Source organism: uncultured Thalassolituus sp. (assembly GCF_950066645.1).
Classification (GTDB): domain Bacteria; phylum Pseudomonadota; class Gammaproteobacteria; order Pseudomonadales; family Oceanobacteraceae; genus Thalassolituus.
In genome coordinates, this window is record NZ_CATMFB010000009.1 from 65,198 (window position 1) to 91,721 (window position 26,524).

Genomic DNA, 26,524 nt, shown 5'->3' on the forward strand with positions numbered 1-26,524 from the left:
AACGTCAGGCCTTATTGAGGTCCAGACGGTACCGACCAACGCCCTGTCCTATAAGAACAGCGGCCAGTACATCAGCGAGGCCTGAACGACCAATCTCGGTCGTCATGTGGGACAGCGACCCGAGTTTCCATTCGTTAGCAGCACGATTCAATACTGCCTGCTTGTCCACGAGTGGTATTTCGACAGAATCAACACCCAGCAAGCTGATGCCCCGCAGAATAAACGGAAAAACGCTGGCTTCGACTTTAATGCCAGCAATCATGCCGCAGGTAGTCACCGCACCTTCAGGCATCAGTTGCGGAATGATCGCAGACACCATATCACCGCCCACGGTGTCGACTGCCGCCTGATACAGGGGCTTGGCCATGGCTTTGCCTTTCGCTGCAAGCACGGTCTCACGATCGACGATTTTTGCCGCACCCAACTCAGTCAGCCAGTCAGATTTTTCTGGCTTGCCCGACAATGCAACCACCTGATAACCGAGCTTCGCCAACAGAGCGACGGCAACAGACCCCACCCCGCCGGTAGCTCCGGTGACGAGCACAGGGCCGCGATCAGGACTGATACCCGCACGTTCCAGCTTCAGAACACTCAAAGCGGCGGTAAATCCTGCGGTACCCCACGCCATGGACTCAGACAGCGTCAGCCCCGCAGGAAGAGTCAGAACCCAGGAGGCCGGCACGCGGATTCTCTGTCCGTAACCGCCTTCGGTATTCATGCCGAGGTCGTAGCCGAAAACGACCACTTCCTGCCCGGCCTTAAATGCGGGGTCAGAGCTTTCGATGACGACACCCGCAGCATCGATGCCGGGGGTATGAGGAAACTCTTTAGTCACACCACGGTTGCCGCTCGCTGACAAAGCATCCTTGTAATTGACCGAAGAAAACTGAACGTCTATCAGTACATCCCCTGCTGGCAGATCGCTTTCTTCTCTCTCAACCCAGGCGGCTGTTGTACTCTTGCCGGACTCTTCAACCCGGTATGCCAGAAAACTCATAATTCCTCCCGTTAGCCTTTGCTCTGCATCTGATTGTGAAACACGGTCAACAAACGTGTGGCAGCGCGTTCAAAACCTGCCTGCACGGCAAGCCCAAGGCGCTCCTGCAGCGTTTTCCGGTATTCGTAACTCACGGTGTAGACATCCGCTTTATCACACGCAGAGACAAGATAGTCGTCACTCGTACCCACCTCGTCTATCAGACGATGGTCAATGGCCTGACTGCCGTACCAGATATCACCCGTGGCGACCGCTTCAATGTCGACCCGGGGGCGGAACTGGCGAACGTGATTTTTGAAAAGATCATGGGTGTCTTCGAGGTCAGACTGAAACTTCTCACGGGCCTTATCGGTATTTTCCCCAAACATAGTAACCGTGCGCTTGTATTCACCCGCCGTGAACAATTCAAAATCGACGTCGTTTTTCTTCAACAGGCGATTGAAGTTGGGTAGCTGAGCAACTACGCCGATGGAACCAATGATGGCAAAGGGAGCTGCCACCAGACGATCTGCGATACAGGCCATCATATAACCACCACTTGCGGCAACATGATCAATGCAGACGGTCAACTGAATGCCTTTGTCGCGGATACGCTTGAGTTGAGAGGATGCGAACCCATAGGAATGTACCATTCCCCCGCCACTTTCGAGCCTGACAACGACCTCATCGTCTTTGCCTGCCATGGTCAGTACCGCGGTTATTTCACGGCGCAGCAGTTCGGTATCGCTGGCGCGGATATCGCCATTGAAATCCAGAACAAACAGGCGTTTGCGCGGCTGAACTTCAGGCCGGGTCGCTTCTTTCTTCTCCTGCTTGGCTTTCACCTTTTCTTCTTTGCGGCGCTGTTTTTCCAGCGCTTTAAGTTCAGCCTCTGTGCTCAATGCGTTCTGAAGCTGCTCTTTGTGATCTTCCAGCTCTTCGTTCAGCTTGCGGATCTTCAGTTCACCTTCTGAGGTATCCCGACGCTGGCGCGAACCAATCGCGACCATACCGCCCACAACTATAAGTACAGCAACCACCAGGGTGGCCACTTTCAACAGGAAACTGCCGTAATCCGCCAGAAACTCCACGAAATTTTTCCTTTATCCGGTTCTTTTAATGAGGTCGTCCAGCATAACGGAACCACGGGGCGGAGCAAGCGCAATCCCACATACAACCTGACAGGTGGGCGATTTTCAAACAATCGTTCGAAATTTCGTTGACACCTCAGGACCTGAAACATACAGTTGACGCAGTCTTTTGAGACGTTTATCTGTGCTGGCATGACGACATGTGTCGCCAGCTCGTCAACTAAGTAAGCAAACTGAAGGATATCTTTATGTCATCTGCTGCTGAATTCATCGAACAAATGAAGTCAAAGTTTAACCCTGCTGCTGCTGAGGGTCTGGATCTGGTATTCCAGTTCAACATCGAAGATGCTGACACTTACCACTTGATCGTTAAAGACGGTAGCTGTGAAGTTGTTGCTGGCGAAGCTGCAGATCCTAACGTAACTCTGATCATGAACAGCGAAACCCTGCAGGGTATCGTGTCTGGCGACCTGGACGGCATGATGGCGTTTATGTCTGGTCAGCTGCGCGTTGAAGGTGACATGATGCTGGCAACTAAGCTGGGCGAACTCTTCCCTGCTTAATATGCATCGCACAAAAAAAGCGGCCAATGGCCGCTTTTTTTATGTCTCTCTGTATTACCACTGCCCCGCAACCGCATCTTCTGCCGCATCATTGACAGGACGCGCCACCAACCCCCTGGCTGAACGGGTGACGCTGTACACAGCGCCATTGGTCAATGGCATATAGACCGCGCTGCCGAAATCAGCATCCAACCACAGATCAAAGTCACGCAACCAACTCCAGACATCGAAGCCCCGGGAGTCCGCAAGTGAATACACGGTTCTCTTGCCTGTTCGTTCCTGTTCCAGTGACAGATAACGGCCCGAGAGCCGATCGAGGCGGTACAGAGGTTCTGCGCCCAGTGACGTCAGCGGGCCACTCCACACCAACATACGGACATCCAGCTGCCACTGGTCGCCATTAATCACGTAGCGGGATTCGCCGCCTTCCGGATCAACAAGCGTCAGGTCATATTCCTGATCCGACAGCTTGTAGATGGTAACCGTGGTGAGGGGATGTTCCTGCGCCAGACTGCGGTATGACCACAGGTCCCAGGTAATAAACGCCAGCCAGACAGCGACCGCCAGCATGATAAAACCGGAAGTCCCGCGTACCCATTGCGCAAACCAGCCTTTGTGGCGCCAGAACAGAGCAACCACAACAAGGGCAATAATAATCGCGAGTGACAGACCAAACGTCAGGCTAGCCTGCAGCATATCCTTCTCTCAATTGAGCCATACTTTCCTCCGCCATCTTCAGCGCATCGCGTCCGCCTGCAGATGGATTATCGTAGGTATCCATGTAGTACTCGATTGCTGTAACAGCATCGGCGAAGGCATCCAGATCCTTCTCAAGCGGTGTTGTATGAGTTTCGACAACATTCCGCACCATAAAATCCTCAAGATCAAGGAGCAGTTCACGCAGCTCTGGTTTTTCCAGGAATACCACCGCGCCACTGACATCGTGAAGACTTTTGGACACATTCTTAACGTGCAGTTTATCGTTGGTATCAACGTATGATGCGACCGAACGCTTCACCATAATGAGCGCACTGACGGATTCCGCAATCACGGATATCGTGGCTTCTCTCAACGTGACAGGATCAACGAGTTTTTCATCCACCAACCGGTTACTCTGCGTCAGCGCATGGACATCCTGTTCAATCCGGATGATGTCATCCGCCAGCAGATTAATTTCTGAGTTTCCTTCGCGCAGATGACGGATAACAGCATCGGCACGCATCGAGCTTTCATTCATATCAACCATCAGAAGCGTATCCGAAATACGCTCCATCCGTTCGATCAGGTCTTCTTTCGTCGTCGCAAAGTCAGGGTTCCGCTGACTGCGGTCGATTAGATCTTTCAGAGCATCGATCTCATCCTGAAGCGCACGGGCAAACGACAGGAGCGCAGATTGATCCGGGCCACCCAGATTCTGTCGCGAACGTGCCAGAGCACGTTCAGTGACATGCCCCTGAATATGGTAACTCGCCTGCAGTGCTTTCAGGCCATCGGTTTCTGGTTCTGCCAGAGCAACCAGATACAGAAGTTCTTTCAGTAGCCAGTCTGGCGCTTTCTGCTGCAGGGACTGCCCGGAGGTTTCCTGCAGTTTACGGATCATGCGATCCAGCTGACCAACCAGCACGATTCGCTGCGGGGTCAGCTCAAAACTTTCCTGCCCGAGCGCGGTTACCGCATTCAATGCCAGATCCCAGAACGACCATGATGGGGTCCCCCGGCTGGCGACCTCTACGCGCGACAGTGCTCGCACGAGCACCTGCACTGGGCCATGTCGCCCGGCACTTCGTATCATCCCCAGCAAACCAAGCTGCACCATCTGGCGGACTTTACGGAACGCCAGTGGCTTACCTGCGACAGCTGCAGGCGCCTCCACCTTCGGGCGAAGATTGTTAACGAAGAAGTATCCCTCAGGGAGCGGCTTTTCCTGCCGCTCGCGTCGCACCAGGTTGATAGTAGGAACGAGAAGAGAGGGTGCAACGGCCTGACCGCTGAGCACAAACTCGATGTAGCGCTTTATATAGATAATCGCCTGCGTACAGACATCCAGCAGAGAGGGAGACATTCCTTCATTGAGAGTTCGACGGACAGTTTCGGTCAGTTCTTCACACAGACGTTCACCCGCGCGGAAGTCCATCATTTTGAAGGTGCCACGCAACTGGCGTATTTCTTCCAGAAAAGCCCGCAGGTTTTCCAGGTCCCCATCGCCGGAATAATTATCCAGTTGCACTGCAGCATGGTCGAGTGCGTGATCAATTTCACCACGCACTACGTGCAGAGAAGCTGCAAACTGGGAGAGTTCACTTCCTGTTGTCAAAGGTGTCACCGTCTATCGTTATTGTTCTGAGTCGCGATTCATTCTACTGACTGTAATACGAAATCGCGACGCGTTTTCTGCGTCAATTCACATTTCAGCAATAGTTGTTTATCAATTACCGCGCTATGCCAACGGTTTACGCCAGAGAGCCCCCTCGCTCTTCTTATCTATCAGATCCAGAAACGCCTCATGCGCAGTAACCTCGTCTGCGCTGGCGCGGATCACTTTTAGATTACTGGCTTCAACCTGAACATCACCAAGATCAAGCTCAACTTCACCGTCTTCTGAATCGCTCTCATCAGCCAGCGCAAGATCTGTCTGGCCGCCCGTCATGATCAGATAAACATCAGCAAGGATCTCCGAGTCGAGCAATGCCCCGTGAAGTTCCCGGTGGCTGTTATCAATACCATAACGTTTACACAGTGCATCAAGACTGTTTCTGGCACCCGGGTGCATATCCCTGGCCAGCAGCAGGGTGTCCAGAACACCACAGAAATCGCGCGTTGGAGAAAGATTCAGGCGTGAGAACTCTGCGTCCATCATGCCGACGTCAAACGCCGCGTTATGAATCACAAGTTCGGCACCCGAGATAAAATTCCGGAAATCATCAGCAATCTGAGCGAACACGGGCGCGCCCTGCTCCTCCAGCCACTCATTGGTAATGCCGTGAACCTCTGCGGCTTCTTCATCAATCGGGCGCTGCGGATTAACGTAGACATGGTAATGCCGACCCGTGAGCTTACGCTCAATCACTTCCACACACCCGATTTCAATAATCCGGTGCCCTTCACCGATACCCGTTGTTTCGGTATCCAGTACCACCTGTCTCATCGACCTGCCTCTTCTGCTCCACGGTTGGCCAGCTGGTCCGCCCGCTCATTCCCCTCATGACCGGCATGGCCCTTTACCCAGCGCCATTCAATCGTATGTTTCTGACACTCACTGTCCAGTGCCTGCCAGAGGTCTTTATTTTTAACCGGCTGCTTAGAAGCGGTTCGCCAGCCATTGCGCTTCCAGCCAGCCAACCATTGATTAATCCCCTGTTTGACGTACTGAGAATCTGTGGTCAACACTACCTCACAGGGTCGTTTCAGAGCTTTCAGCCCTTCGATGGCGGCCATCAGTTCCATCCGGTTGTTGGTCGTCTCGCCCTCGCCACCAAACAGCTCTTTTTCAGAGGCACCGTACCGCAGCAACGCACCCCAACCACCCGGGCCCGGGTTCCCCTTGCAGGCACCATCGGTAAATAACTCTACTTTCATTCTCTATCTTCAGTTCTTTTTCATTGATGCTGGCGCAAGCTCCCGTGCAACTTCACGAACAGCAGGCACAGCAAAACCAAGCCCCTGCGGGCTTGAAAATCGTTTACGTGAGCGAATTTTTGTCATGCCTGCGACCGTCTTGCGGGCGACCAGCACATACACATTTCCCGGCACCCACTGATTCCCGGCCAGTACGCGATCCACTCTGCGACTCAGTGTTTCTGAGCCAAGCCCCAGCGGCCACAGATGAGCCCCCGTGCTGATACTTTCAATCCGGAAATCAAGCAGCGTCAGCCAGTCTGCAAGGCGCGCCGGCGCGACCGGATTTGCGATCCATGGCAGTTCAACCGAGAGGGTCCGCAACCAACGCATCCCACCCCACCAGGATCCCGGATTAAAGCCAACCACGATGAGATAGCCACCAGACACCAGACACCGTGTCGTTTCACGGATCATCTGGTGTGGGCGATTGGTCATGTCCAACCCATGCTGGAGGATAGCCACGTCCAGCGATTCATCCGCAAACGGCCAAGCGGCATCCTGAATCTGTGCCTGAACGTCCACCAGATCCCGCTGCCATGGCAGGCCAACCCTGAAACAATGCTGAATCCGGGACTTGCGCATAAACTTCGGTTCGGCATCAACACCGGCGTACAGCATGTGACAGCCATAGAGATGATCAACCCATTCAGACAGCCAGCCAGCCTCAAGGGCCATCAGGCGCTGAGTGTCCCGACGGTCGAGCCAATTCTTCTGAGTGTCTGTTTTTATGCGATGCGCGTGTTTCATCTGACGTCTTTCGCCTTGCGGGCACAGGATATGCTAATTAGACTGACAGCATTTGCAGTCTCATTGTACCCCTTATGAAGTATTTTTCAGTATGTGTGCTCGCTCTGTTCACTTCCGCCTGCGGCCACTTTCAGACCAGCTCGTCAGATCATTACTCCCCGTCAGCTACAGAACCGGACGCCATTGAGCTGACACCGGCTGAAGAAGCGCTGGCCAGCCAACCGGAACCGGCACAGGAAGAAACTGCACCAGAGCTTGCAGAAGCCCCTGAGGAGTCACGCGACCTATGGATACGGGTGCGGGATAACTTTATGCTCGACGAAACCGTTGAAGACCCCCGCATAGCCAGCCAACTGCGCTGGTACGCATCTCATCAGTCGTATCTTAACCGTGTATCTGAGCGCGGCGAGCGCTATCTGCACTACATCATTACTCAGATTGAAGAGCGCAATATGCCGGGTGAACTGGCCCTGCTCCCTATAGTGGAGAGCGCATTCGATCCATTTGCATACAGTCACGGACGCGCGTCCGGCGTGTGGCAGTTTATTCCATCAACCGGTGCAGCCTATGGTCTGAAACAGGATTGGTGGCAGGATGGCCGTCGCGATATCAGGGCGGCGACCGATGCTGCACTGACGTATCTGGACCGCCTGCAGGCGCAGTTTGACGGCGACTGGATGCTGGCGCTGGCAAGTTACAACTCCGGAGCAGGCACGGTACGGAAAGCCATCCGACGCAACCGCGAAAAAGGACTGCCGACCGATTTCTGGGCACTGGATCTCCCGCGCGAAACCCGGGCGTATGTCCCTAAACTGATTGCCCTGGCCAAGCTGCTGCTCGACCCCGAAGCACATGGTATTGTCTGGCCAGAACTTCCGGATGAGCCTTACTTTGCCGTGGTTGAAACCGGCGGGCAGATCGATCTCGCTCAGGTCGCAGAGCTGTCAGGTGCAGACCTGGATGAGATCTATCGTCTGAATCCGGGTTTCAACCGCTGGGCAACACACCCTGCCGGCCCCCATGAAGTGCTTGTCCCACTCAACAATGCCGATACATTTGCCGAAAACCTGAAAAGCCTGCCGCCCGAGCACAGAGTCCGCTGGCAACGTTACACCGTTCGCAGTGGTGACAGCCTGAATCTGATTGCCAAGCGTTTCCAGACAACACCGGATGCCCTGCAGATCGCAAACGATCTGAATTCGAGCGTTATTTACGCAGGTCAGCAGCTCATGATCCCCTCGGCGCACAAAAGTCAGGGCGAATATACCCTCAGCCTCGCAAAAAGAACGGAAAAGCTGCAGACCCGGAAGCCTAGTGGGTCATCTTCCCGCGTCGACTACTACGTGCGTGCCGGCGACAGTTTCTGGGAAATTGCGCAGGAATACGACGTGTCTGTACGCGAACTGGCCCGTTGGAACGCCATGGCTCCCACAGACCCACTGCGCATTGGCCAGAAGCTGGTGATCTGGTCGAAAAACCGGAGCGCCAACCGGGAAGTCATCCGCAAAGTCCATTATCAGGTGCGTAAAGGTGATTCACTCGCGGCCATTGCCGACCGCTTCAATGTGAGCCTGAAAGATATACGCCGCTGGAATGTCGCGGAAGTCGCCAGCAAATACCTGCAGCCCGGTCAGAATCTGACCCTGTATGTGAATGTTACGCGCTGAGTCTGCCCTCTGGCTGCTTATCGGTCTGTTTTTCACGCTGAGCGCAGCGGCTGAAGGTAGCATCAGCGTCAGTTACCAATCTGGCTCCCTCTTGCATGCCATCCCCTGGGAATCTGCCGACACCGAGCAGCCCTGGGCAGCAAAAGCGCGTAACGGGGGGAGCTTTTCGACGCTTGTGCACCACATCACGCCCTCATGGCGGCGGTTTGGCCCAGCAACCCCCAATGATATTTCAGAGTCAATCGAAGCCCTGAGCCTGCCCCTACTGGCGCGTCATCCTGTGACAGATCATCTGATCCCAATCCTCGCTGATCGGTGGTACAGCGATGAACAGGCCGGCATCACTTATTTCCATATTGATGATGATGCTCTCTGGTCCGACGGCATCCCCGTCACCAGCAACGACATCGCCTACACCCTACAATTTCTCACTGACGAGAAAAATGGCACGCCGTATCAGAGACAGCAACTGACGCAACACATCAGTGCAATCATCATCTACGACCCTGAATACTTCGCACTGGTACACACGGCGGGTTCGCCGCCAGAAACAGTGACCGGTCTGCGCCCCCTTCCGGCGCACTTTTATCGCTCATTGCTGCGCTGGCCAGCAGACTTCGACCGGACACCGCCACCCGTTACCGGAGCGTATCAGCCGGAGGAGCTTGAATTTCAGTACGCATCGTTTAAGCGCGTAAAGGACTGGTGGGGGGACAAGCAGCGCTTCCTGAAATACCGCTTCCACCCCACCGAAATACGATTATTCCGTAGCTCTGAAGATAGCTTTAAAGCGTTTGCCAATGGCGAGCTGGACGCACTGTCCACCACCGACCCTGCGACCGCTGAGGCCAGCTGGGCACGACTTCTGACTCAGAAATACAAAATACGGAGGGTAGACTGCCCGGGCTGTCCAGACAGGCATCAGGGCATTGTATTTTCACCCTCTGTCAGTCCGGATGAACAACAGGCTCTGATCCGCACGGTCACTTCCCTACTGGCGCCCGACCATGCTGACACCCCCGAAATAACGACTGGCGGCATTACGCTCCACTACCCTGCGACTCAACGCTACAGCATGCTGAATAGCCACCCGGGTTTCGTTGCCGAACCGCCGTCATCACTGATACGGCGACTGCAGGACAACCGCTATCAGGCAGTACTCATCAGTGCAGAGGCTGACACCGCAGAGGCAGACAGTGCCTTACGCCGGACACTGAGCACTGTCCCAGATCACGGAGCCGTTGCTGCACTACCCCACATTTCCTATTATCACTATCTTCTCTGGGAGTGGATCATGCTCCCTGAGACGCCCCTGTTGTCGCCAGCAGGTTTGCTTGCCCCCTTTGATGTGATCTACGGAGGGCTGTTCAGCATTAACCGGAAAGAGCGCGCAGCAATGATGGACAAACCCGAACGCCGCGAAGGAGAAACTCCGCCGGCGATTAAGATTTACCCGAAAAAATAACAGATACAGGAGCCACAACGTGGGACTTCTCAGCGGAAAAAAAGCACTGATCGTTGGTGTTGCCAGCAAACACTCCATTGCCTACGCCATCGCGGATGCATTTCACCGGGAAGGCGCTGAACTCGCTTTTACCTTTCAGGGTGAGAAACTGGGTGAACGGGTAAAAAAAATGGCTGCAGAGTGGGAGTCTGATCTCTGCTTTCCCTGCGACGTTTCTTCAGATGAAGAAATCGCTCAGGTGTTCACCGAGCTGAACAAGCATTGGGACGGGATTGATATCATCATTCACTCGGTAGGCTTTGCCCCTGCTGAGGAGCTGGACGGGGATTACCTTAACATCACAACGCGCGAAGGCTTCCGGATCGCTCATGACATCAGCGCCTACAGTTTCGTAGCGCTCGCCAAGGCCGCCAGACCGATGCTCGAAGGTAGAAACGGAGCACTGCTGACGCTGACTTATCACGGGTCGCAACAGACACTCCCCAACTACAACGTAATGGGCCTTGCTAAGGCCTCCCTTGAAGCCTCCGTCCGCTACCTGGCCGGCTCTCTCGGACCAGAAGGCATACGTGTCAATTCGATTTCGGCCGGACCAATTAAAACGCTTGCTGCTTCCGGTATTAAAAGCTTCCGGAAAATGCTTAAGAAAAACGCAGAGCGGGCCCCGCTGAAGCGAAATATTACTGCGGCTGAAGTTGCGAACTCTGCCGTCTTTCTCTGCTCAGACATGGCATCGGGCATCACTGCGCAGAATGTTTATGTCGACGGTGGTTTCAATACCTGTGCCATGAGCCTGGATGAAATGGAAGACTGAACATCAGGCATAAAAAAAGGCGGCTTAATAAAGCCGCCTTTTTTTATCTGCAACAAAGCATCACTGCTCGATCGCTGTATTTGCCTTAGACCAGGCCTGATAGCTGATCATGTCATCGCGGGCATTCTGGTTACGGACCTGATCGGTCCCTGCATCGGTAGCAGCCATATTTTCCCAGCTCTTACGATCCACAGCATCAACTTTCACAACGGCATAGCCGGTGGTTGTTTTAACCACTTCACTGCCACCTTCAGTTAACGCAAAGGCCTTCTGGTGAACAGCGCGAGGCGCATCAGTTGCCTGACGGAGTGTACCGCTCGCGGTTTTCCAGTCCGCTGCTTCGCCGGCTAGAATCGCTTTCGCTTTATCGTTGGCAGCTTCAAGCGCTTTATCTTTAGTCAGGCGTGCAACGACAACCGTACGCACTTCTTCAAGTGGACGTGCGCGTGCGTCTTCAAATTCAGACACAGCAAACACCACAGCGCCCATTTCCGTTTCGATAACCTTACTTACCTCGCGGTCCAGTTTCATATTGTCCTGGAAGGCTTCTGAACGAACTTCGGCATCATCTGTCACGCCCTGACCTTCTTCGAAAGTGAAGAAATCGCTTTCCTGAACAGTAAGACCGGAAGCCTCTGCCACGTCATCAATCGAAGTGGATGAGTAAGCCAGATTCTCAAGATCCTGAATGCGTTCGGCGTAAATAAATCCTGCTTTTTCCTGCTTAACAGCAGCAGTAAGTTCATCACGAACTTCGTCCATTGCTGGAACCTCAGGCAGAATGATCTGGTCGGCACGGATCAGGTGAACACCATATTCAGTCACAACAGGGCCACTGACTTCTTTTTCCTGCAGAGCGAACAGAGCATCATCAAACGCCGGATCAAATGCACCACGACCATTGATACCCAATGAGCCACCATCGGCTGCTGAACCTACATCTTCAGAAACATCTGCAGCAACGGCAGCGAAGGATTCGCCCGCATCAATACGGGCTTTCGCTGTAGCCGCCAGAGCCATCGCCTGCTCTTCTGTGCGCGATTCACCAATTTCAAAAAGGATGTGACTGGCTGCGCGCTGCTCACGTTCAGCCTGGGCATCACGGTAGTCTGCGTACGCGATTTCCAGATCTTCTTCTGTCACTTCCTGTTTCGCGATCAGACCCTGGCGATCCAGGAGCACATACTTAATGCGCGCTTTTTCAGGTGTACGGTAGCGATCAATGTTCGCCTGATAAGCTGACTCAATTTCTTCTTCAGAAAGGTTCACAGAAGATTCGAGATCAGCAGAATTCACAGCAGCGTAAGAATAAGAACGCTGCTCATTATTGAGAGCCTCCTCAAACTGAACCGCAAACGGTGTTTCAATCGTAGACAGCATAAACGCTGCACGCACCTGGTTCTGCTTAATGCTGTTTGCGAGAAGCGAGCGATACTGAACAACAGAGAGGTTGTTCATACGCAGTACAAGGCGGAACTGTTCTGGGTCGAACTTACCTTCAGACTGGAAAGAAGGAGTCGTGCGGATAATCTGGTCGATTACCTGGCTGGAGGCATACAGGCCCAGCTCTTCAGCCTGGGTCTGAGCCACTTTTTCGTTAATCAACTGTTCAAGAGCAGACTGCTCGAGAAATTTCTCGTTAAACAGATTCTCGTCATAGTTATCACCGAACTGACGACGCAACTCTGACTTCTGCTCATCTACCTTACGCTGAACATCAGTTTTAAAAATTTCGTAGTCACCGACTGTAGCGACTGGCTTCTCGCCACCACCCAGAGTGACGATACTTTCGACGCCCCAGATTGCAAATACGAAAATAATAAAGCCAACAATGATCTTGGCGACGAGGCCCTGCGCATTATCACGCATGGTCTGTAACATGTTTCCTCCCTTAGGCCCGGCGCTGCCGGCCTGCCGAATGATCGGCCTGGATGTTGTTATCGTGCTTTCATACGAAAAAAGCGCATCAGGGATGCGCTTTTATTCTGGCGGACCGGACGGGACTCGAACCCGCGACCCCCGGCGTGACAGGCCGGTATTCTAACCAACTGAACTACCGGTCCAAAACCCTAAAAACGTTGTCTTAGTTGACAGCGTCTTTCAGCGCTTTACCTGGCTTAAAGCCTGGTACTTTTGCCGCTTTGATTTCGATCGGCGCACCTGTCTGAGGGTTACGACCGGTACGAGCGGCACGCTCTTTAACCATGAAGGTACCAAAACCTACCAGAGCAACCTGGTCACCTTCTTTCAGAGCACCGCCAATGCTCTCGATCATTGCATCCAGAGCACGACCAGCTGCAGCTTTAGGCAGGTCAGCAGAAGCTGCGATAGCATCAATCAGTTCAGACTTGTTCACACTTATCCCCTTATAGCATCCATATACTTAGTTTTGTTGTGCGACTGGATGATCGCCACAGAAACTTGAGAGCGATGATTTATACCAACTACCCCCCAGACCGTCAAGCGACCTTAGTGGGTACTTGGCCGCCCGGTGTCATCTTTTTGGGACTTAGTCTCATCAGTGGCTAAAATTTCACCAATTACGTCCTCTGGCTTACTTTCCAGAGCAACATCCAGCACTTCATCAATCCAGTCAACCGGCAGGATCTGCAGGTCGGCTTTGATATTATCAGGAATGTCGCGAAGGTCTTTTTCATTTTCCTTCGGAATGACAACCGTCTTGATTCCACCACGATGCGCAGCCAGTAATTTCTCTTTCAATCCGCCGATCGCGAGCACCTTACCACGCAGAGTAATCTCCCCTGTCATCGCGACGTCAGCACGCACTGGAATACCGGTTATTACAGAGACAAGTGCCGTCACCATGCCAATACCCGCGCTTGGGCCATCTTTAGGTGTCGCACCCTCTGGCACGTGGATGTGAAGATCATGCTTATCAAAGTAATCCGTCGCGATACCAAGACCGGCAGCACGCGAGCGCACGACGGTGAATGCCGCCTGAATCGACTCCTGCATCACCTCACCCAGCTTACCGGTCTTAATGATGCGCCCTTTGCCCGGTGTCGCCGCACCTTCGAGCGTAAGAAGCTCACCACCGACTGAGGTCCACGCAAGACCGGTTACCTGACCGATCTGATTATCACTGGCCGCAAGACCATAGGAGAACTTACGAACACCCAGGTAATCCTGAAGGAGTTCTTCTGTGATCTCACGGCGCGCATGTGTCTTTTCAAGCATATTTGCTTTTACGACGCGGCGACACAGCTTCGCCACCTCACGCTCAAGGCCACGCACACCAGCTTCCCGCGTGTAGTAGCGGATAATCTCGCGCAGGCGGTCATCAGAGACCTCCATTTCGCCATCTTTCAGACCGTTCAGCTTTACCTGCTTAGGCAACAGGTAGCGACGGGCAATATTCACTTTCTCGTCTTCGGTGTATCCCGGAATACGGATCACTTCCATACGATCAAGCAGAGGCCCTGGAATATCCATACTGTTAGACGTACAGACAAACATCACATCCGACAGATCGTAGTCGACTTCCAGATAGTGATCCGCAAAAGCGGTGTTCTGTTCAGGGTCCAGCACTTCAAGCAGTGCTGACGCCGGATCACCGCGATGATCCATGCCCATTTTGTCAATTTCATCGAGCAGGAACATTGGGTTTTTCACGCCTACTTTAGACATTTTCTGCACCAGTTTGCCCGGCATCGAGCCGATGTAGGTGCGACGATGCCCCCGGATTTCCGCCTCATCACGGACACCACCCAGCGCCATACGAACAAACTTACGATTGGTCGCACGAGCAATGGATTTACCCAGAGACGTCTTACCTACCCCTGGCGGCCCGACAAGGCACAGAACTGCTCCGCGAACCTTCTTCACCCGGCTCTGAACAGCCAGGTATTCGAGAATCCGCTCTTTCACTTCCTCAAGGCCAAAGTGATCGGCATCAAGGATGTCACGTGCATTACTGATGTCATTATTAACCCGCGTGCGCTTTTTCCACGGCAGGTTGATCAACCAGTCCAGATAACCGCGGACAACCGAGGCCTCTGCAGACATCGGAGACATCATCTTGAGCTTCTTGAGTTCTGATTCCGCCTTTTCGCGCGCTTCTTTTGACATTCCGGAAGCTTCGATGCGGTTGTTCAGCTCTTCAAATTCGTTGGTACCATCCTCAAGATCACCCAGCTCTTTCTGAATCGCCTTCATCTGCTCATTCAGATAGTACTCGCGCTGGCTTTTCTCCATCTGCTTCTTAACACGGCCACGAATGCGCTTCTCGACCTTCAGCAGATCAATCTCAGATTCCATCACCTCCATCAGATGCTCGACGCGATCTTTCGCTTCAAGCATTTCCAGAACGTGCTGTTTTTCATCCAGCTTCAGAGAGATGTGTGCAGCAATAGTGTCGGCAAGACGGCTGGCATCTTCAATCGAGGAGATGGTAGAGAGAACTTCACTGGGTACTTTTTTCGACAACTGAACGTACTGTTCGAAATGCCCGGTCAGTGAACGCAGCAGAACCTCATTCTCGCGCTCACTCATATCGTTTTCGGCGTGCAGAGTCACATCGCCACGAAACATGGTTTCTTCGTCGATCAGCTCGTTAAGGTGCGCACGAACCTCACCTTCAACCAGCACTTTCACCGTACCGTCTGGCAGGCGCAACAATTGGAGTATGGTGGCAACCGTACCCGTTTCGTGCATCCCCTCAAGGGTTGGCGCATCATCCGCCGCATCGCGCTGAGCAACCAGCATAATGCGCTTGTCGCCAGACATCGCTTCTTCGAGGGCCTGAATAGATTTCTCACGACCTACGAAAAGTGGGATGACCATCGCAGGAAAGACAACAACGTCGCGCAGCGGCAACAGGGGAAGAGTTTCACGTGACATATAGGTACCTGATGAAAATTTGATGACGCTTATTACTGATATTGGGGACGGCAGAATGATTTTACAAGGGACGGAAATAACAAAAGGAGCCATAGGCTCCTTTTGTCAGCATGATTCAGTCAAAACGATCAGTCATCATCCGGCGACACGCGCCCGACATCATTACTCTCGTAAATCATGATTGGCTCTGCTTCACCGCGGATAACTGTATCCTCGATAACCACCTTTGCCACATGCTCTTCAGAAGGAACGCGATACATAGTATCGAGCAGAGCCGCTTCCAGGATTGAACGCAGACCACGTGCACCCGTCTTCCGCTCCATTGCCAGAGTCGCTACCGCATCAAGCGCAGCATCGCGGAACTCAAGCTCGACATTTTCCATATCGAACAGGCGCTGGTACTGACGCACCAGAGAGTTCTTCGGCTCAGTAAGAATACGCACCAGCGCATCACGGTCGAGCTCATCAAGTGTCGCAACCACCGGCAGACGACCGATGAATTCAGGGATCAGGCCATACTTAACCAGATCTCCGGACTCTACTTCACGCAGCGCCTGGCCAACTGATTTCTGTTCCTGCTTGCCCTTCACCGTCGCAGAGAAGCCAATAGAGCTTTTCTCAGAACGGTCACGGATGATGTTATCCAACCCGGCAAATGCACCACCACAGATGAACAGAATATTGCCGGTGTCTACCTGCAGAAACTCCTGCTGTGGATGCTTACGCCCACCCTGAGGGGGAACAGACGCAACAGTACCTTCGATCAGCTTGAGCAGCGCCTGCTGCACACCTTCACCCGACACGTCGCGAGTGATAGATGGGTTGTCGGACTTGCGTGAAATCTTATCGATCTCATCGATATAAACGATACCGCGCTGGGCCTTCTCAACATCATAATCACACTTCTGCAGAAGTTTCTGGATGATGTTTTCGACGTCCTCACCAACGTAACCCGCTTCTGTCAGCGTGGTCGCGTCTGCAATGGTGAACGGCACGTTCAGCAGTCGTGCGAGGGTCTCGGCCAGCAGGGTTTTACCACTACCGGTAGGACCGATGAGCAGAATGTTACTCTTGGAAAGCTCAACACCTGACTTGCCACTGTCGTGCTGCAGGCGCTTGTAGTGGTTGTATACCGCCACCGCCAGCGTGATTTTTGCCTTATCCTGGCCAATCACATACTCGTCCAGCGTCGCCTTGATCTCCTGTGGAGTTGGCAGCTTGTCAGAGCTTCCCTTGTTCTCGGCTTCCTGTACTTCCTCACGGATAATGTCGTTACAGAGATCGACACACTCGTCACAGATAAACACCGAGGGGCCGGCAATAAGCTTGCGGACTTCATGCTGACTCTTACCGCAGAATGAGCAGTAGAGCAGCTTACCGCCGTCTTCGCCTTTGCCTTTTGTTTCGTCGGTCATTCGACTGCCTCGTAATTTTACTTTCTGATGTCCCAAAGATGGTACTTTTCGGCGGCGTTTTCAAGCCGCCCCGGGAAAATAACGGCTGATATTCCGTTATGCCCGTTTTGTCAGGACCTCGTCTACCAGGCCGTATGCCTTGGCAGTTTCCGCGTCCATAAAGTTGTCGCGCTCAGTGTCTGCGATGACTTTTTCAAGCGGCTGACCTGTGTGTTCCGCAAGGATGCGGTTCAGACGATCTTTCGTGTCCTGAATATTCTGCGCGTGGATCAGAATATCGGTTGCCTGGCCCTGCGCGCCGCCACTTGGCTGGTGAATCATGACGCGTGAGTTCGGCACACTGTAACGCTTGCCGGGTGCACCTGCCGCCAGCAGGAAAGCGCCCATAGAGCACGCCTGACCAATCACCATAGTGCTGACATCTGGTTTGATGAACTGCATGGTGTCATAGATAGACATACCCGCAGTCACAGAGCCACCCGGGGAGTTGATATACAGGTGGATATCCTTATCAGGATTCTCAGACTCCAGAAACAGCAGCTGAGCGACAACCAGGTTAGCCATATGATCTTCAACCTGACCTACCAGGAAGATCACACGCTCTTTCAGCAGACGTGAATAAATATCATAGGAACGCTCACCCCGTGCGGATTGCTCCACAACCATTGGAACCAGCGCGTTTTCGATAATTTCGGATTGTTGCTTGATGGAGTCAAACATTCGACCCTGCACTCCCTGACGTATAAAAAGAAAAACAGCCGTACCCTAGAGGATAGCGGCTGTCTTTCAGTTTAGCCATGTATTGGCAGAAAGTCAGGTCTGAACGGAAAGTTCTTACGCTGGCTGGTTAGCCATGCGAACAATTTCCTCGTAGGTAGACTCAGACTGAGACACCTGCGCTGCAGCCATAACTTTCTCTACTACCTGCTCTTCCAGAGCCAGCGCTTCAACCTGTGCGCGCTGCTGCTGGTTAGTCTGGTAGTATTCGCGAACCTGCTCAGGGTCCTGGTATGCAGAAGCAACTTCTTCAATCAGCTGCTCTACTTTTTCATCAGAAGGCTTCAGATCATTCGCTTCAATTGCAGCGTTCATCAGCAGACCGATAACAACACGCTTTTCTGCCTGATCTTTGAACAGTTCCGCAGGCAGCATGCTTGCATCAAGCTGCTGACCACCACCAAACTGCTGAACAGCCTGCTGACGCAGACGATCAATTTCCTGATCTACCAGCGCTTTTGGCACGTCAACCTGATTGGTCTCCTGAAGACCAGCAATCACCTGCTGCTTGGTCAGGTTGCGCAGCGCGCGAGCCAGTTCGCGATCCATATTCTTACGGATCTCAACTTTAAACTCTTCCAGGTCAGCCGTCTCAATACCGAAAGACTTAAAGAACTCTTCATTCAGCTCTGGCATCTCTGGCTTTTTAACGGTTTTAACAGTCACTTTGAACTGAGCAGGCTTACCTTTCAGCTCTTCTTTGTGGTAGTCCTCTGGGAAGCTGACATCCAGAGTCGCTTCTTCGCCAGCCTTCTTACCAACCAGACCATCTTCAAAGCCCGGAATCATAGAACCTGACCCCAGAGTCAGACTGTAGTCGTTTGCCTGACCACCTTCGAATGCTTCACCATCAATGAAACCTTCAAAATCAATGACAACCTGGTCGCCATCCGCAGCGGCTTCTTCGCTCTCATTCCACTTAGCCTGCTGCTTCTGCAGATTGGCCAGCATGGTGTCGAGGTCAGCATCAGTCACCTGAGCAGTGCGCTGCTCGACTTTGATACCAGAGAAGTCTGCCAGAGCGATTTCTGGGTAAACTTCAAAAGTAGCCTTAAATTCCAGATCTTTACCTTCTTCATCCACAGTAGGTTCAAAAGAAGGCATACCAGCCAGTTTCACTTTCTCCTGCTCAACGGCTTTGAAGAACGACTGCTGCATCTGCTGATAGATGGCTTCGTAACGAGCCTGCTTGCCAAACATTTTCTTAGCAACATTCGGCGGAATTTTACCAGGACGGAAACCATCAATACGGCGGCCCTTGGACAGCTTCTTAAGTTCAACAGTTACTTTTTGATCAACTTCCGCTGCCGGAACACCAATGGTCATGCAACGCTCAAGACCAGAGGTTGTCTCAATGGACACTTGCATAGATGCCTCTCATTTCAATTATCAATGGAACGACCGGCCTCCGGCCAATCGCTGAATACACAAAGGTCGCGGATTATAGCCCAAGCAAAGATCCGATTAAACCGCCATTACGGGCAGAGTTTGACACTTTCGTTAAAGGAGTAAAGAGAAGGGGGAAAAGTGGGGTGGCCGACGGGGATCGAACCCGCGACAACAGGAATCACAATCCTGGACTCTACCAACTGAGCTACGGCCACCACAGAAACTGCTGAGATTACCAATATAAAATTGGCGCACCCGGCAGGGCTTGAACCTGCAACCCTCGGCTTAGAAGGCCGATGCTCTATCCAGTTGAGCTACGGGCGCATGTCCATCTAATCCGAGAGATTAAATGGTCGGGGTAGAGAGATTCGAACTCCCGACATCCTGGTCCCAAACCAGGCGCGCTACCAGACTGCGCTATACCCCGATCGATACTTGCGAAACTTCTGTCTCTCAAGTGGGTGCGCATATTATAGATGACCCGATTTGTCGTCAACGCCTTTTTTAAAAAAATCTTTAAAAACAAATGCTTCCCAGATTTTCCGGTGTTTAGCTCCGGATGGTGACATCAGAACTTTGTTTTAGAAGCTCAGCATGAGAAAATCGCGCGCTCTACAGATACATACTCTTTCATTAAGGTTGATCCTACCTATGACCGCAAAACTGATTGACGGCAACGCTACCGCCAAAGCCATGCGCGAATCCATTAAAGTACGCGTTGATGCACGCCTTGCCGCTGGGAAGCGTGCTCCTGGTCTGGCCGTCATTCTGGTCGGCACCGATCCGGCCTCTCAGGTATATGTTTCTCACAAACGTAAGGACTGCGAGCAGGTAGGGATCGTGAGCAAAGCTTTCGATCTGCCGGCAACCACAGACCAACAGGAACTCTTAGACCTGATCGACCAGCTGAATAACGACAACGACGTCGACGGCATCCTGGTGCAACTGCCCCTCCCTGCTGGTCTCAGATCCGATGAAGTTCTGGAGCGCATTGACCCGACAAAAGATGTCGATGGCTTCCACCCGTTCAATGTAGGTCGTCTCGCTCAGCGTATGCCGCTGCTTCGTCCATGCACGCCTGCCGGTGTGATCGACTTGCTCGACGGCACCGGCACAGACATCACTGGCATGCACGCGGTGATCGTTGGCGCTTCTAATATTGTGGGTCGCCCTATGGGCCTGGAGCTTCTACTGAAAGGATGTACTGTGACCACCTGCCACAGATTCACGAAAGATCTCGAAGGCCATGTTCGCCAGGCAGACATCGTTGTCGTGGCCGTAGGCAAACCTGGCATCGTTAAAGGTGAGTGGGTAAAAGAAGGTGCCATGGTGATCGATGTAGGCATCAATCGCCTGGACAGCGGCAAGCTGGTTGGGGATGTAGATTTCGATGCCGCCGCAGAGCGTGCCTCATTTATCACCCCGGTACCGGGCGGCGTTGGCCCAATGACCCGTGCCAAACTGCTGGAGAACACCCTGTTCGCCTGTGAAGAGCTGCACGACAAGTAAGCAAGTAATACTTCTGAATAAGAAGAAAGCTGAATAAGACGAAAAAGGGGGCAGCAGCCCCCTTTTTTAATGCCAGTGTATTACTGCCCCACCACCTCAGGCTCCAGCATCCACAGTTCACCACTGTCGGTAACAATCCAGAGAACCCCTTCTCCATCTTCATAAACATCCCGAAGGCGCTGACCACGTTCACTGAAGAGTCGCTCTTCGCCAACAACCCGACCGTCCGCCATCAGGATGCGGTTCAGGTGAGTAAGTTTAAGCGCCCCCGCGAGAAGATCCCCCTGCAGGCCATACTTATCCGACCGGACGAAATGCAGACTTCCCGGTGCAATGGAAGGAACATACACTTTTGCCGCCGCCTCCATGCCCGCTTTGCTTTTTACGCCAACATCGAATGGGCCCCAGTACTCCTTCCCTTGTGAAACTTCTGGCCAACCATAGTTCTTGCCAGCAGAAATCAGATTCAGTTCATCGCCACCCCGGGGGCCATGCTCAATCGCCCAGAGCTGCCCACGATCATCGAAGGTAATTCCCTGCGGGTTGCGGTGACCGTACGACCAGATTTCAGGGAGCGCCCCCGCCTGGCCAACAAAAGGATTGTCATCGGGAATACTTCCATCACGTTTGAGACGCAGAACACTGCCTGCGTGCGTGCTCAGGTCCTGGCCGTTCTCGCGTACACCGCGATCGCCTACAGTAAAAAAGACATGGGAAGCATCAAAGGCGATACGACTCCCGAAATGCCGGGAGGTATCAGACGACGACCGGGTACTGAGCAACACCTGGCGATCTGTCAGCATGTTTGATCTGGGGTTGTAGCGGGAGCGCGCAAGTGCAGTCACCGCGCCAGCTGACATTGGCTGACTGAAGGTGTAATACACCCATCCTCCGGGCTTGTAGTCGGGTGGGACTGCTACATCCAGCAGGCCACCCTGCCCGTCATACACAACGACCGGTGCACCGGCAACCGGAGTCAGCTGCCTGCTTGCCACATCGAAAATGACAAAGCTCCCCGCTTTCTGCGAAATCAGAAGCTTACCCGGCGCAACCTCAGTCAGCGCCCAGGGCTGTTTCAGTCCGGTGGTAACCACCTTGACTTGAGGAGCTGCAAACACAGATACGCTGAAAAACGCGAAAAAGAGAAAACGCATAGTGGTCCGGTACCCAGAGAAACACTCTATGTGGGTACCTTACCACCTGCAAAGTTCCTGGACTACACGGCAACTACTGGCTCTTCAGGAGTGCTTTCTCCACGTCGACACCAACCGTAATCATCCCGACGAGCTTGCCGTCAGGGTTCATAACAACGGAAGAAACCTTCACCTGAAAGAATCCGGACGAGGCATCGTATTCAATCGGACCGATATAGAGATCACTGACAGCGGCACCCAACGTCTGCTGAAACGGCGCCTCATCGCCCTGATAGTAATCGGTCGTCACTGCGCTTTGCCCGGCATTAAGCCCCGAGCGATCGACGAGGAATATTTCAGTAAAGAGACCTTTACTGGCTTCCTGAACCACCTGTAAAAACGCACTGATATCCCGACCCAGCTCCCCAGAGATCATGGGCTGAACCGCCTGGCCAACTTCAGCCCGCCACTGACGGTCCCGTCTGGCGATATCTTCATCGGTTACGGTTTCGTTAACGCGGCTCTGCGCATCCAGTGCTGTCACAATTCTGGAATGCTTCAGAAGCGGCCTGATCCGCTCATCAAAGATGGCCTCAACCTGATCGCGCTCTACACCGCTCAGGTTGATACTGCTGTCAGCACATTTACCTATCAGCTCATTGAATTCGCTCATAAAGTCGGGATGTTCGGCAAGAAAGTGTTTACCGAAGTAGACACCAAGTGGCATGTAGCGGATGAACCTGCGTTGCAGACGGCTGAGACGCTCCCGTTCCGACGCATCTACTTCGTTGAGCAACTCCTTGAAATACCGCTCGTCAGCGACAAAGGCATCCAGCCGGCCCGCAGCGACCAGGCGCAACAGCTGCTTGCCTTCATTTACGGTCTCCGTGACCGGCATACCATTCTTCTGCAACCAGCGTTCCTGATTACTGGCTCTGACAGCACCGGTACGAAGCCCACGCGGAAAACCATCAATACTGCTATCGATGCCCGGAGCGAAATACCAGTACCACTTTTCAAGTGCAAACGGTGCTGACATCACCGCAGAGTCGGCCAACTCCTTCGTTGGCAGGGAGGAAAACAAACCATCTGCCTCACCATTTTTCAGGTCAGCAATTGCGCGCCCCCAGGGCATAACGCTGACAGAGTAGGGCTCTCCCATATCGCCGAAGACACACTGTACCGTCGACATCGAAACGCCAGACAACTCACCACGCAGCATCACCTGGTAAGGTGGCCATATTGTGGTTCTCAGCTCGACCGCACTCGCATGAAACGTCAGCAGCAAACCAATAGCCAGGCACCACTTTTTCAACATCAGACTGATTCCCGCACAAGAAGACTCTTCTAAGGATAGTTCATGAAAAGTATGCGGCAGCGAATCACCACATATTGGCGCATTTTCGGAACTACCAGGACAGCTCTTGTGCTTCGCTATCACTTGCGTCGTCTGACTCAGCGACATCTTCGGCCTCCGGAATATCCAGATCGACTGCGAGAGCCTGACCGGTGTTAACGCGATAACACCTGACTACAGGATTGGGAGCCCCAGCCTGAAAACGATTCCACTGATGGTTGTCACGCTGAATAACAAGGAGTTCGTAGTCGTCGCGAGGACTGGAATGAAGCGAGCGTAGAGGATCGCAAAGAAAATGATTGCAAACATCCGAACGCATTTCTCTTGGCAGGACGCAGCCATTGATTCCGTGGTTGATACAACTGCCCGCGATGCTTTCGTCAGGTAACACTGACATGTACACAGAGACCAGTTGCTGCCCTGACAGATCCGGAGAGGCATCCAGCTGACGTCGCAGTAACACGGGTGAGATATACGCGTGATCACCACCTTCGGTGCAACAGCCACCCCGACACAGTGCGCATACCCGGTCAGACACAGTGGCTAACCCGGGAGAATCTGAGAGAAACGCGTCCTGTGCCAGCCGACGTTCGTGAAGCGCATAATGCCGATCGTGGACCAGCTCTGAAATATCGTCGCATGCCAGAGCAGCAGCCAGCGCTTCCTCAAGATGTGCGTGGTAGCGCCCGGCTCTTGCGGACTCGGACTTCGCGATCATTTCTGGGGCAGAAGGAATGGGTATTACAGGTAGGTGCTTCAAGCCAGCGCTGGAGGCGATCAACCGATCCTGCCTGGCCTCAGCGGATTTAACGGCGTCTACGGTTTTAAGATGTTCTGCGTCACGGGCGCGCCGCTCGCGGATTAACTTAGCCTGAAATGACCGGTGCGCCGCGTAAAGCCCCGGCGCCATCGTCGAGGCCTGGCCCACCAGGTTCTGACATTGAATATCTGAACACAACACAGCCCCTCCTGCACGGGCAGGAAGGGCTGCTGTATCACCACATATTTCGCATTCACGAGCAGGCATAACCACGTCAGAGTCTGCGTGCCCTGTACTCGGAGCTAAGCACCAGAATCAGGCGAATTCGGTGCAATAAAAGCCATAGTTGTCTGCGTTCGTAACGGCAACCGCAGGGTAGTCGGTAGCGATATGCTTACACTTTTTCTGCCCATAACAGTCCTGGCTGGTATCAGGTGGGTAAGACTCATCATCGGTGGCGGCGACCACATGTGACAACTCATGAATAAAAGTGAGTGCCTGCGGGTGCTTGCCACCATCTTCTTCTGAAAAATTGCCGAAAAACAGATTGGTATACTCAACGGTATAACCGCCGCTCTTCACAATGTCTTTTACTTTGTGCATGCTCCAGCCCTCATCCGGCCGGTACGCAGCTGCGTAATGCCCTGCTGCCGCAGACTTAGTACATTTGATGCTGCTTGCAGTCATGGCGTAGTGGATCGCATTGATCTTCTCAAACACCGTCGTTACGCGGGCCGAATCATACTTGCCAAACCATTTAGTGAACTGAGGAGAGGCATTGCCCCCCTTCTTCACCGCCTGAATGTCTTTCCACGCTTTTTCGACCATCGACTGCGCCTGAATCGCAGCGTTCTGAATCTTGATGTTTTCGCTGGTGGTAAATCCAGAAAAGAGGTGTCCCATTGCTCGCTCCTGCTAAGTTACGCGATTGTGCCCCAATGCAGCTTGGTTACTGCGCAAAACCGCTCCTGAGTTGATGCCTAAAGGCTAAACAAGAATGTCGCCTCAGGATACGACCAATACGGACAGATCAGAGCCAGATATCAGAGCCTGTAGATCTCAACATCCCGCCACTTCGGTATTAACACCCACCAACTTAGGATCAAATACGCCAAATCGTTCAGTTAAAAGTTTATTACGGAGAAAGTGAACGACGATGAGTTCTGCGACTGGTCGTCAGGAACTATGCGCCCTCCGGGTCAAGAAAGTTGTCCTGATGCCCCTCATTCTCCAGAAAATCAGAAAATCTCTTTCCATGCTCATCTGAGAAATGCCGACCTGTGCTTCGCAGTGACTGGATCCTGTCTACCCTGAAATGCCTGAAACTCTGCGCCCGTTCACACCAGAGCGTCAGCAACCAGGCGGTGTCAAACACAGTCAGCCCCAGGGGCCGCGCCAAACGTCGGGTATGCTTATCCGCAAGGCTGAGATATTCAATTTCAAGTTCTTTTCTAAGCTGAATAGCATCCTTTAGCTCGCGTAGATACGGCGTGTTATCAAGCTTACTGGGGCCTGCCATAAAGGACGAGTTTAAAAACTCATACCGCGCCGCTTCGCCAACAACAGAAGCAATCTTAGCGGCCGCATTCCGGGCGGAACCGGCGACACCCTGATCACTACGGGAAGCAACAAGCCTCAGCCCAAGTGCAATTGCTGATAGCTCAGATTCACTTAACCTGAGCGACGGCATGAAATACCCGGGCTCCAGAATATAGCCAATACCACCCTCTCCCCGAATCGGCGCTCCCATTGCCTGCAGATCGGCCATATCCCTGTATAGAGTTCTTAACGAGACATTCATCCTTGTCGCCAGCTCCCTGGCCGGAACAGCAGTGCGATGAAGCCTCAGCTCATCCAGCAACTGAAATAATCGGTAGGTTCTCACAATACCACTGCCACTTTCTGACACTCAGCGACTGTAGCATGAACCCGTCATGTGACACACAGACAAGAAAAGCAGTAACTGAACGACTTCCACGGCAACTAAGGAGATAACCATGGATCACGAGACGGCAATACTCGACGTAATCAACACAATGACCGACGCTTTTGCACAAGGTGATATCAACACTGTTATGAACTGCTATGCACAGAACGCCGTAGTCGTTGGCGAGCCAGGGAAAAAACAACAAGGAGACTCACAGTTACGCGCCATGTTTGGCTCGTATATCGAAGCTGGAGTAAATTTCAGATACGGAAAACACGAGGTGATTGTCAACGAACATACTGCACTTCACCTGATGAAGTGGACGCATCCGCAAATCGACGGTAACGACGTCAGTGCTCTGTCCGTTGCCGTTTTGCAGAAGCAGGCCGATGGCACCTGGAAGATGATAATTGACCATCCCTTCGGTGATGGCGTCATGAATTACTGAAGCTCATC

The 26,524-nt window shown here is 53.0% G+C and carries 24 protein-coding genes and 4 tRNA genes; 6 read left to right on the forward strand and 22 right to left on the reverse strand.

All coding sequences use genetic code 11. The features are described from left to right. Window positions 1-4: 4 nt before the first annotated feature. Together Q1L85_RS09620 and sohB are read right to left on the reverse strand one after the other, a co-directional pair. The gene (locus Q1L85_RS09620; RefSeq protein WP_300427292.1) at window positions 5-997 is read right to left on the reverse strand and encodes a YhdH/YhfP family quinone oxidoreductase; all 993 of its coding nucleotides are present in this window, start codon (window positions 995-997) and stop codon (window positions 5-7) included. Window positions 998-1,008: 11 nt separating this feature from the next. Continuing rightward, the gene (gene sohB, locus Q1L85_RS09625) at window positions 1,009-2,067 is read right to left on the reverse strand and encodes a protease SohB (protein ID WP_300427290.1); all 1,059 of its coding nucleotides are present in this window, start codon (window positions 2,065-2,067) and stop codon (window positions 1,009-1,011) included. A 248-nt stretch (window positions 2,068-2,315) separates the two neighbouring features. On the opposite strand from sohB, the gene Q1L85_RS09630 reads away from it, so the two are divergent. Further along, window positions 2,316-2,630, forward strand: a complete 315-nt coding sequence (locus Q1L85_RS09630; RefSeq protein WP_300427288.1) for an SCP2 sterol-binding domain-containing protein — start codon at window positions 2,316-2,318, stop codon at window positions 2,628-2,630. Window positions 2,631-2,684: 54 nt separating this feature from the next. Here Q1L85_RS09630 and Q1L85_RS09635 read toward each other — a convergent pair whose 3' ends face one another. From Q1L85_RS09635 to Q1L85_RS09655, 5 genes are all read right to left on the reverse strand, one after another. After that, window positions 2,685-3,326 carry a multidrug transporter gene (locus Q1L85_RS09635; protein ID WP_300427286.1) on the reverse strand — a complete coding sequence of 214 codons (642 nt, stop codon included), beginning with the start codon at window positions 3,324-3,326 and terminating at the stop codon, window positions 2,685-2,687. Beyond that, on the reverse strand, window positions 3,313-4,944 hold the full coding sequence (locus Q1L85_RS09640; protein ID WP_300427284.1) for a hypothetical protein: 1,632 nt from the start codon (window positions 4,942-4,944) through the stop codon (window positions 3,313-3,315). Before Q1L85_RS09640 ends, Q1L85_RS09635 begins: the two co-directional genes overlap by 14 nt. Window positions 4,945-5,067: 123 nt before the next feature. Further along, the gene (dnaQ, locus tag Q1L85_RS09645) at window positions 5,068-5,775 is read right to left on the reverse strand and encodes a DNA polymerase III subunit epsilon (protein WP_300427283.1); all 708 of its coding nucleotides are present in this window, start codon (window positions 5,773-5,775) and stop codon (window positions 5,068-5,070) included. Next, on the reverse strand, window positions 5,772-6,206 hold the full coding sequence (gene rnhA, locus Q1L85_RS09650) for a ribonuclease HI (protein ID WP_300427281.1): 435 nt from the start codon (window positions 6,204-6,206) through the stop codon (window positions 5,772-5,774). The genes dnaQ and rnhA overlap by 4 nt, the downstream gene beginning before the upstream one ends. A gap of 9 nt (window positions 6,207-6,215) precedes the next feature. Then, on the reverse strand, window positions 6,216-6,995 hold the full coding sequence (locus Q1L85_RS09655) for a class I SAM-dependent methyltransferase (RefSeq protein ID WP_300427280.1): 780 nt from the start codon (window positions 6,993-6,995) through the stop codon (window positions 6,216-6,218). Window positions 6,996-7,069: 74 nt separating this feature from the next. Here Q1L85_RS09655 and Q1L85_RS09660 point away from each other — a divergent pair, with 74 nt between their 5' ends. From Q1L85_RS09660 to Q1L85_RS09670, 3 genes are read left to right on the forward strand one after another with little or no spacing between them, the layout of a single operon-like run. After that, window positions 7,070-8,662: a LysM peptidoglycan-binding domain-containing protein gene (locus Q1L85_RS09660; RefSeq protein ID WP_300427279.1), complete on the forward strand. Its 1,593-nt coding sequence runs from the start codon at window positions 7,070-7,072 to the stop codon at window positions 8,660-8,662. Continuing rightward, a complete protein-coding gene (locus Q1L85_RS09665; protein ID WP_300432969.1) occupies window positions 8,649-10,127 on the forward strand; it encodes an ABC transporter substrate-binding protein in 1,479 nt (492 codons plus the stop codon). The genes Q1L85_RS09660 and Q1L85_RS09665 overlap by 14 nt, the downstream gene beginning before the upstream one ends. Window positions 10,128-10,146: 19 nt before the next feature. Then, window positions 10,147-10,941 carry an enoyl-ACP reductase gene (locus Q1L85_RS09670; protein WP_300432971.1) on the forward strand — a complete coding sequence of 265 codons (795 nt, stop codon included), beginning with the start codon at window positions 10,147-10,149 and terminating at the stop codon, window positions 10,939-10,941. A gap of 60 nt (window positions 10,942-11,001) precedes the next feature. On the opposite strand, the gene Q1L85_RS09675 is transcribed toward Q1L85_RS09670, so the two are convergent. From Q1L85_RS09675 to Q1L85_RS09720, 10 genes are all read right to left on the reverse strand, one after another. Continuing rightward, window positions 11,002-12,822, reverse strand: coding sequence for a SurA N-terminal domain-containing protein (locus tag Q1L85_RS09675; RefSeq protein WP_300432973.1), 1,821 nt, complete (start codon window positions 12,820-12,822; stop codon window positions 11,002-11,004). Window positions 12,823-12,927: 105 nt separating this feature from the next. Then, window positions 12,928-13,004, reverse strand: a tRNA-Asp gene (locus tag Q1L85_RS09680). A gap of 20 nt (window positions 13,005-13,024) precedes the next feature. Continuing rightward, the gene (locus Q1L85_RS09685; protein WP_300432975.1) at window positions 13,025-13,297 is read right to left on the reverse strand and encodes an HU family DNA-binding protein; all 273 of its coding nucleotides are present in this window, start codon (window positions 13,295-13,297) and stop codon (window positions 13,025-13,027) included. Window positions 13,298-13,410: 113 nt separating this feature from the next. Next, window positions 13,411-15,801: an endopeptidase La gene (gene lon / locus Q1L85_RS09690; protein ID WP_300432977.1), complete on the reverse strand. Its 2,391-nt coding sequence runs from the start codon at window positions 15,799-15,801 to the stop codon at window positions 13,411-13,413. Window positions 15,802-15,929: 128 nt separating this feature from the next. Beyond that, the gene (gene clpX, locus Q1L85_RS09695) at window positions 15,930-17,216 is read right to left on the reverse strand and encodes an ATP-dependent Clp protease ATP-binding subunit ClpX (protein ID WP_300432979.1); all 1,287 of its coding nucleotides are present in this window, start codon (window positions 17,214-17,216) and stop codon (window positions 15,930-15,932) included. 96 nt (window positions 17,217-17,312) lie between these two features. Then, the gene (gene clpP / locus Q1L85_RS09700; RefSeq protein WP_300432981.1) at window positions 17,313-17,936 is read right to left on the reverse strand and encodes an ATP-dependent Clp endopeptidase proteolytic subunit ClpP; all 624 of its coding nucleotides are present in this window, start codon (window positions 17,934-17,936) and stop codon (window positions 17,313-17,315) included. A gap of 114 nt (window positions 17,937-18,050) precedes the next feature. Beyond that, window positions 18,051-19,361, reverse strand: a complete 1,311-nt coding sequence (tig, locus tag Q1L85_RS09705) for a trigger factor (RefSeq protein WP_300432983.1) — start codon at window positions 19,359-19,361, stop codon at window positions 18,051-18,053. 160 nt (window positions 19,362-19,521) lie between these two features. Further along, window positions 19,522-19,597: transfer RNA gene (locus tag Q1L85_RS09710), tRNA-His, on the reverse strand. A 32-nt stretch (window positions 19,598-19,629) separates the two neighbouring features. Beyond that, window positions 19,630-19,706, reverse strand: a tRNA-Arg gene (locus Q1L85_RS09715). A 26-nt stretch (window positions 19,707-19,732) separates the two neighbouring features. Continuing rightward, window positions 19,733-19,809: transfer RNA gene (locus Q1L85_RS09720), tRNA-Pro, on the reverse strand. A 224-nt stretch (window positions 19,810-20,033) separates the two neighbouring features. Between Q1L85_RS09720 and folD the strand changes: the two genes are divergently transcribed. Next, on the forward strand, window positions 20,034-20,891 hold the full coding sequence (folD, locus tag Q1L85_RS09725; protein WP_300432986.1) for a bifunctional methylenetetrahydrofolate dehydrogenase/methenyltetrahydrofolate cyclohydrolase FolD: 858 nt from the start codon (window positions 20,034-20,036) through the stop codon (window positions 20,889-20,891). Between the two features lie 80 nt (window positions 20,892-20,971). Here folD and Q1L85_RS09730 read toward each other — a convergent pair whose 3' ends face one another. The 5 genes from Q1L85_RS09730 to Q1L85_RS09750 all read right to left on the reverse strand — a co-directional run bounded on the left by Q1L85_RS09730 (window position 20,972) and on the right by Q1L85_RS09750 (window position 26,050). Continuing rightward, window positions 20,972-22,045 (reverse strand): PQQ-dependent sugar dehydrogenase, encoded by a 1,074-nt coding sequence (locus tag Q1L85_RS09730; RefSeq protein WP_300432988.1) that lies wholly within the window; start codon window positions 22,043-22,045, stop codon window positions 20,972-20,974. Window positions 22,046-22,118: 73 nt separating this feature from the next. After that, on the reverse strand, window positions 22,119-23,342 hold the full coding sequence (locus Q1L85_RS09735; RefSeq protein ID WP_300432990.1) for a transporter substrate-binding domain-containing protein: 1,224 nt from the start codon (window positions 23,340-23,342) through the stop codon (window positions 22,119-22,121). 91 nt (window positions 23,343-23,433) lie between these two features. Then, window positions 23,434-24,342 carry a hypothetical protein gene (locus tag Q1L85_RS09740; RefSeq protein WP_300432992.1) on the reverse strand — a complete coding sequence of 303 codons (909 nt, stop codon included), beginning with the start codon at window positions 24,340-24,342 and terminating at the stop codon, window positions 23,434-23,436. A gap of 114 nt (window positions 24,343-24,456) precedes the next feature. Then, a complete protein-coding gene (locus tag Q1L85_RS09745; RefSeq protein ID WP_300432994.1) occupies window positions 24,457-25,044 on the reverse strand; it encodes a M35 family metallo-endopeptidase in 588 nt (195 codons plus the stop codon). Window positions 25,045-25,324: 280 nt separating this feature from the next. After that, window positions 25,325-26,050: a YafY family protein gene (locus Q1L85_RS09750; protein WP_307726812.1), complete on the reverse strand. Its 726-nt coding sequence runs from the start codon at window positions 26,048-26,050 to the stop codon at window positions 25,325-25,327. 88 nt (window positions 26,051-26,138) lie between these two features. Here Q1L85_RS09750 and Q1L85_RS09755 point away from each other — a divergent pair, with 88 nt between their 5' ends. Beyond that, complete coding sequence (locus Q1L85_RS09755) at window positions 26,139-26,516, forward strand: SgcJ/EcaC family oxidoreductase (protein WP_300432998.1); 378 nt, start codon at window positions 26,139-26,141, stop codon at window positions 26,514-26,516. The last annotated feature ends 8 nt before the right edge of the window (window positions 26,517-26,524 follow it).

What these genes read in the sequence shown, in the direction of transcription:
- Q1L85_RS09620 (WP_300427292.1), bottom strand. Translation starts at nt 997, where the DNA reads ATGAGTTTTCTGGCATACCGGGTTGAAGAGTCCGGCAAGAGTACAACA.
- Q1L85_RS09630 (WP_300427288.1), top strand. Translation starts at nt 2,316, where the DNA reads ATGTCATCTGCTGCTGAATTCATCGAACAAATGAAGTCAAAGTTTAAC.
- Q1L85_RS09635 (WP_300427286.1), bottom strand. Translation starts at nt 3,326, where the DNA reads ATGCTGCAGGCTAGCCTGACGTTTGGTCTGTCACTCGCGATTATTATT.
- dnaQ (WP_300427283.1), bottom strand. Translation starts at nt 5,775, where the DNA reads ATGAGACAGGTGGTACTGGATACCGAAACAACGGGTATCGGTGAAGGG.
- rnhA (WP_300427281.1), bottom strand. Translation starts at nt 6,206, where the DNA reads ATGAAAGTAGAGTTATTTACCGATGGTGCCTGCAAGGGGAACCCGGGC.
- Q1L85_RS09655 (WP_300427280.1), bottom strand. Translation starts at nt 6,995, where the DNA reads ATGAAACACGCGCATCGCATAAAAACAGACACTCAGAAGAATTGGCTC.
- Q1L85_RS09660 (WP_300427279.1), top strand. Translation starts at nt 7,070, where the DNA reads ATGAAGTATTTTTCAGTATGTGTGCTCGCTCTGTTCACTTCCGCCTGC.
- Q1L85_RS09665 (WP_300432969.1), top strand. Translation starts at nt 8,649, where the DNA reads ATGTTACGCGCTGAGTCTGCCCTCTGGCTGCTTATCGGTCTGTTTTTC.
- Q1L85_RS09675 (WP_300432973.1), bottom strand. Translation starts at nt 12,822, where the DNA reads ATGTTACAGACCATGCGTGATAATGCGCAGGGCCTCGTCGCCAAGATC.
- lon (WP_300432977.1), bottom strand. Translation starts at nt 15,801, where the DNA reads ATGTCACGTGAAACTCTTCCCCTGTTGCCGCTGCGCGACGTTGTTGTC.
- clpX (WP_300432979.1), bottom strand. Translation starts at nt 17,216, where the DNA reads ATGACCGACGAAACAAAAGGCAAAGGCGAAGACGGCGGTAAGCTGCTC.
- clpP (WP_300432981.1), bottom strand. Translation starts at nt 17,936, where the DNA reads ATGTTTGACTCCATCAAGCAACAATCCGAAATTATCGAAAACGCGCTG.
- tig (WP_300432983.1), bottom strand. Translation starts at nt 19,361, where the DNA reads ATGCAAGTGTCCATTGAGACAACCTCTGGTCTTGAGCGTTGCATGACC.
- folD (WP_300432986.1), top strand. Translation starts at nt 20,034, where the DNA reads ATGACCGCAAAACTGATTGACGGCAACGCTACCGCCAAAGCCATGCGC.
- Q1L85_RS09730 (WP_300432988.1), bottom strand. Translation starts at nt 22,045, where the DNA reads ATGCGTTTTCTCTTTTTCGCGTTTTTCAGCGTATCTGTGTTTGCAGCT.
- Q1L85_RS09735 (WP_300432990.1), bottom strand. Translation starts at nt 23,342, where the DNA reads ATGTTGAAAAAGTGGTGCCTGGCTATTGGTTTGCTGCTGACGTTTCAT.
- Q1L85_RS09745 (WP_300432994.1), bottom strand. Translation starts at nt 25,044, where the DNA reads ATGGGACACCTCTTTTCTGGATTTACCACCAGCGAAAACATCAAGATT.
- Q1L85_RS09755 (WP_300432998.1), top strand. Translation starts at nt 26,139, where the DNA reads ATGGATCACGAGACGGCAATACTCGACGTAATCAACACAATGACCGAC.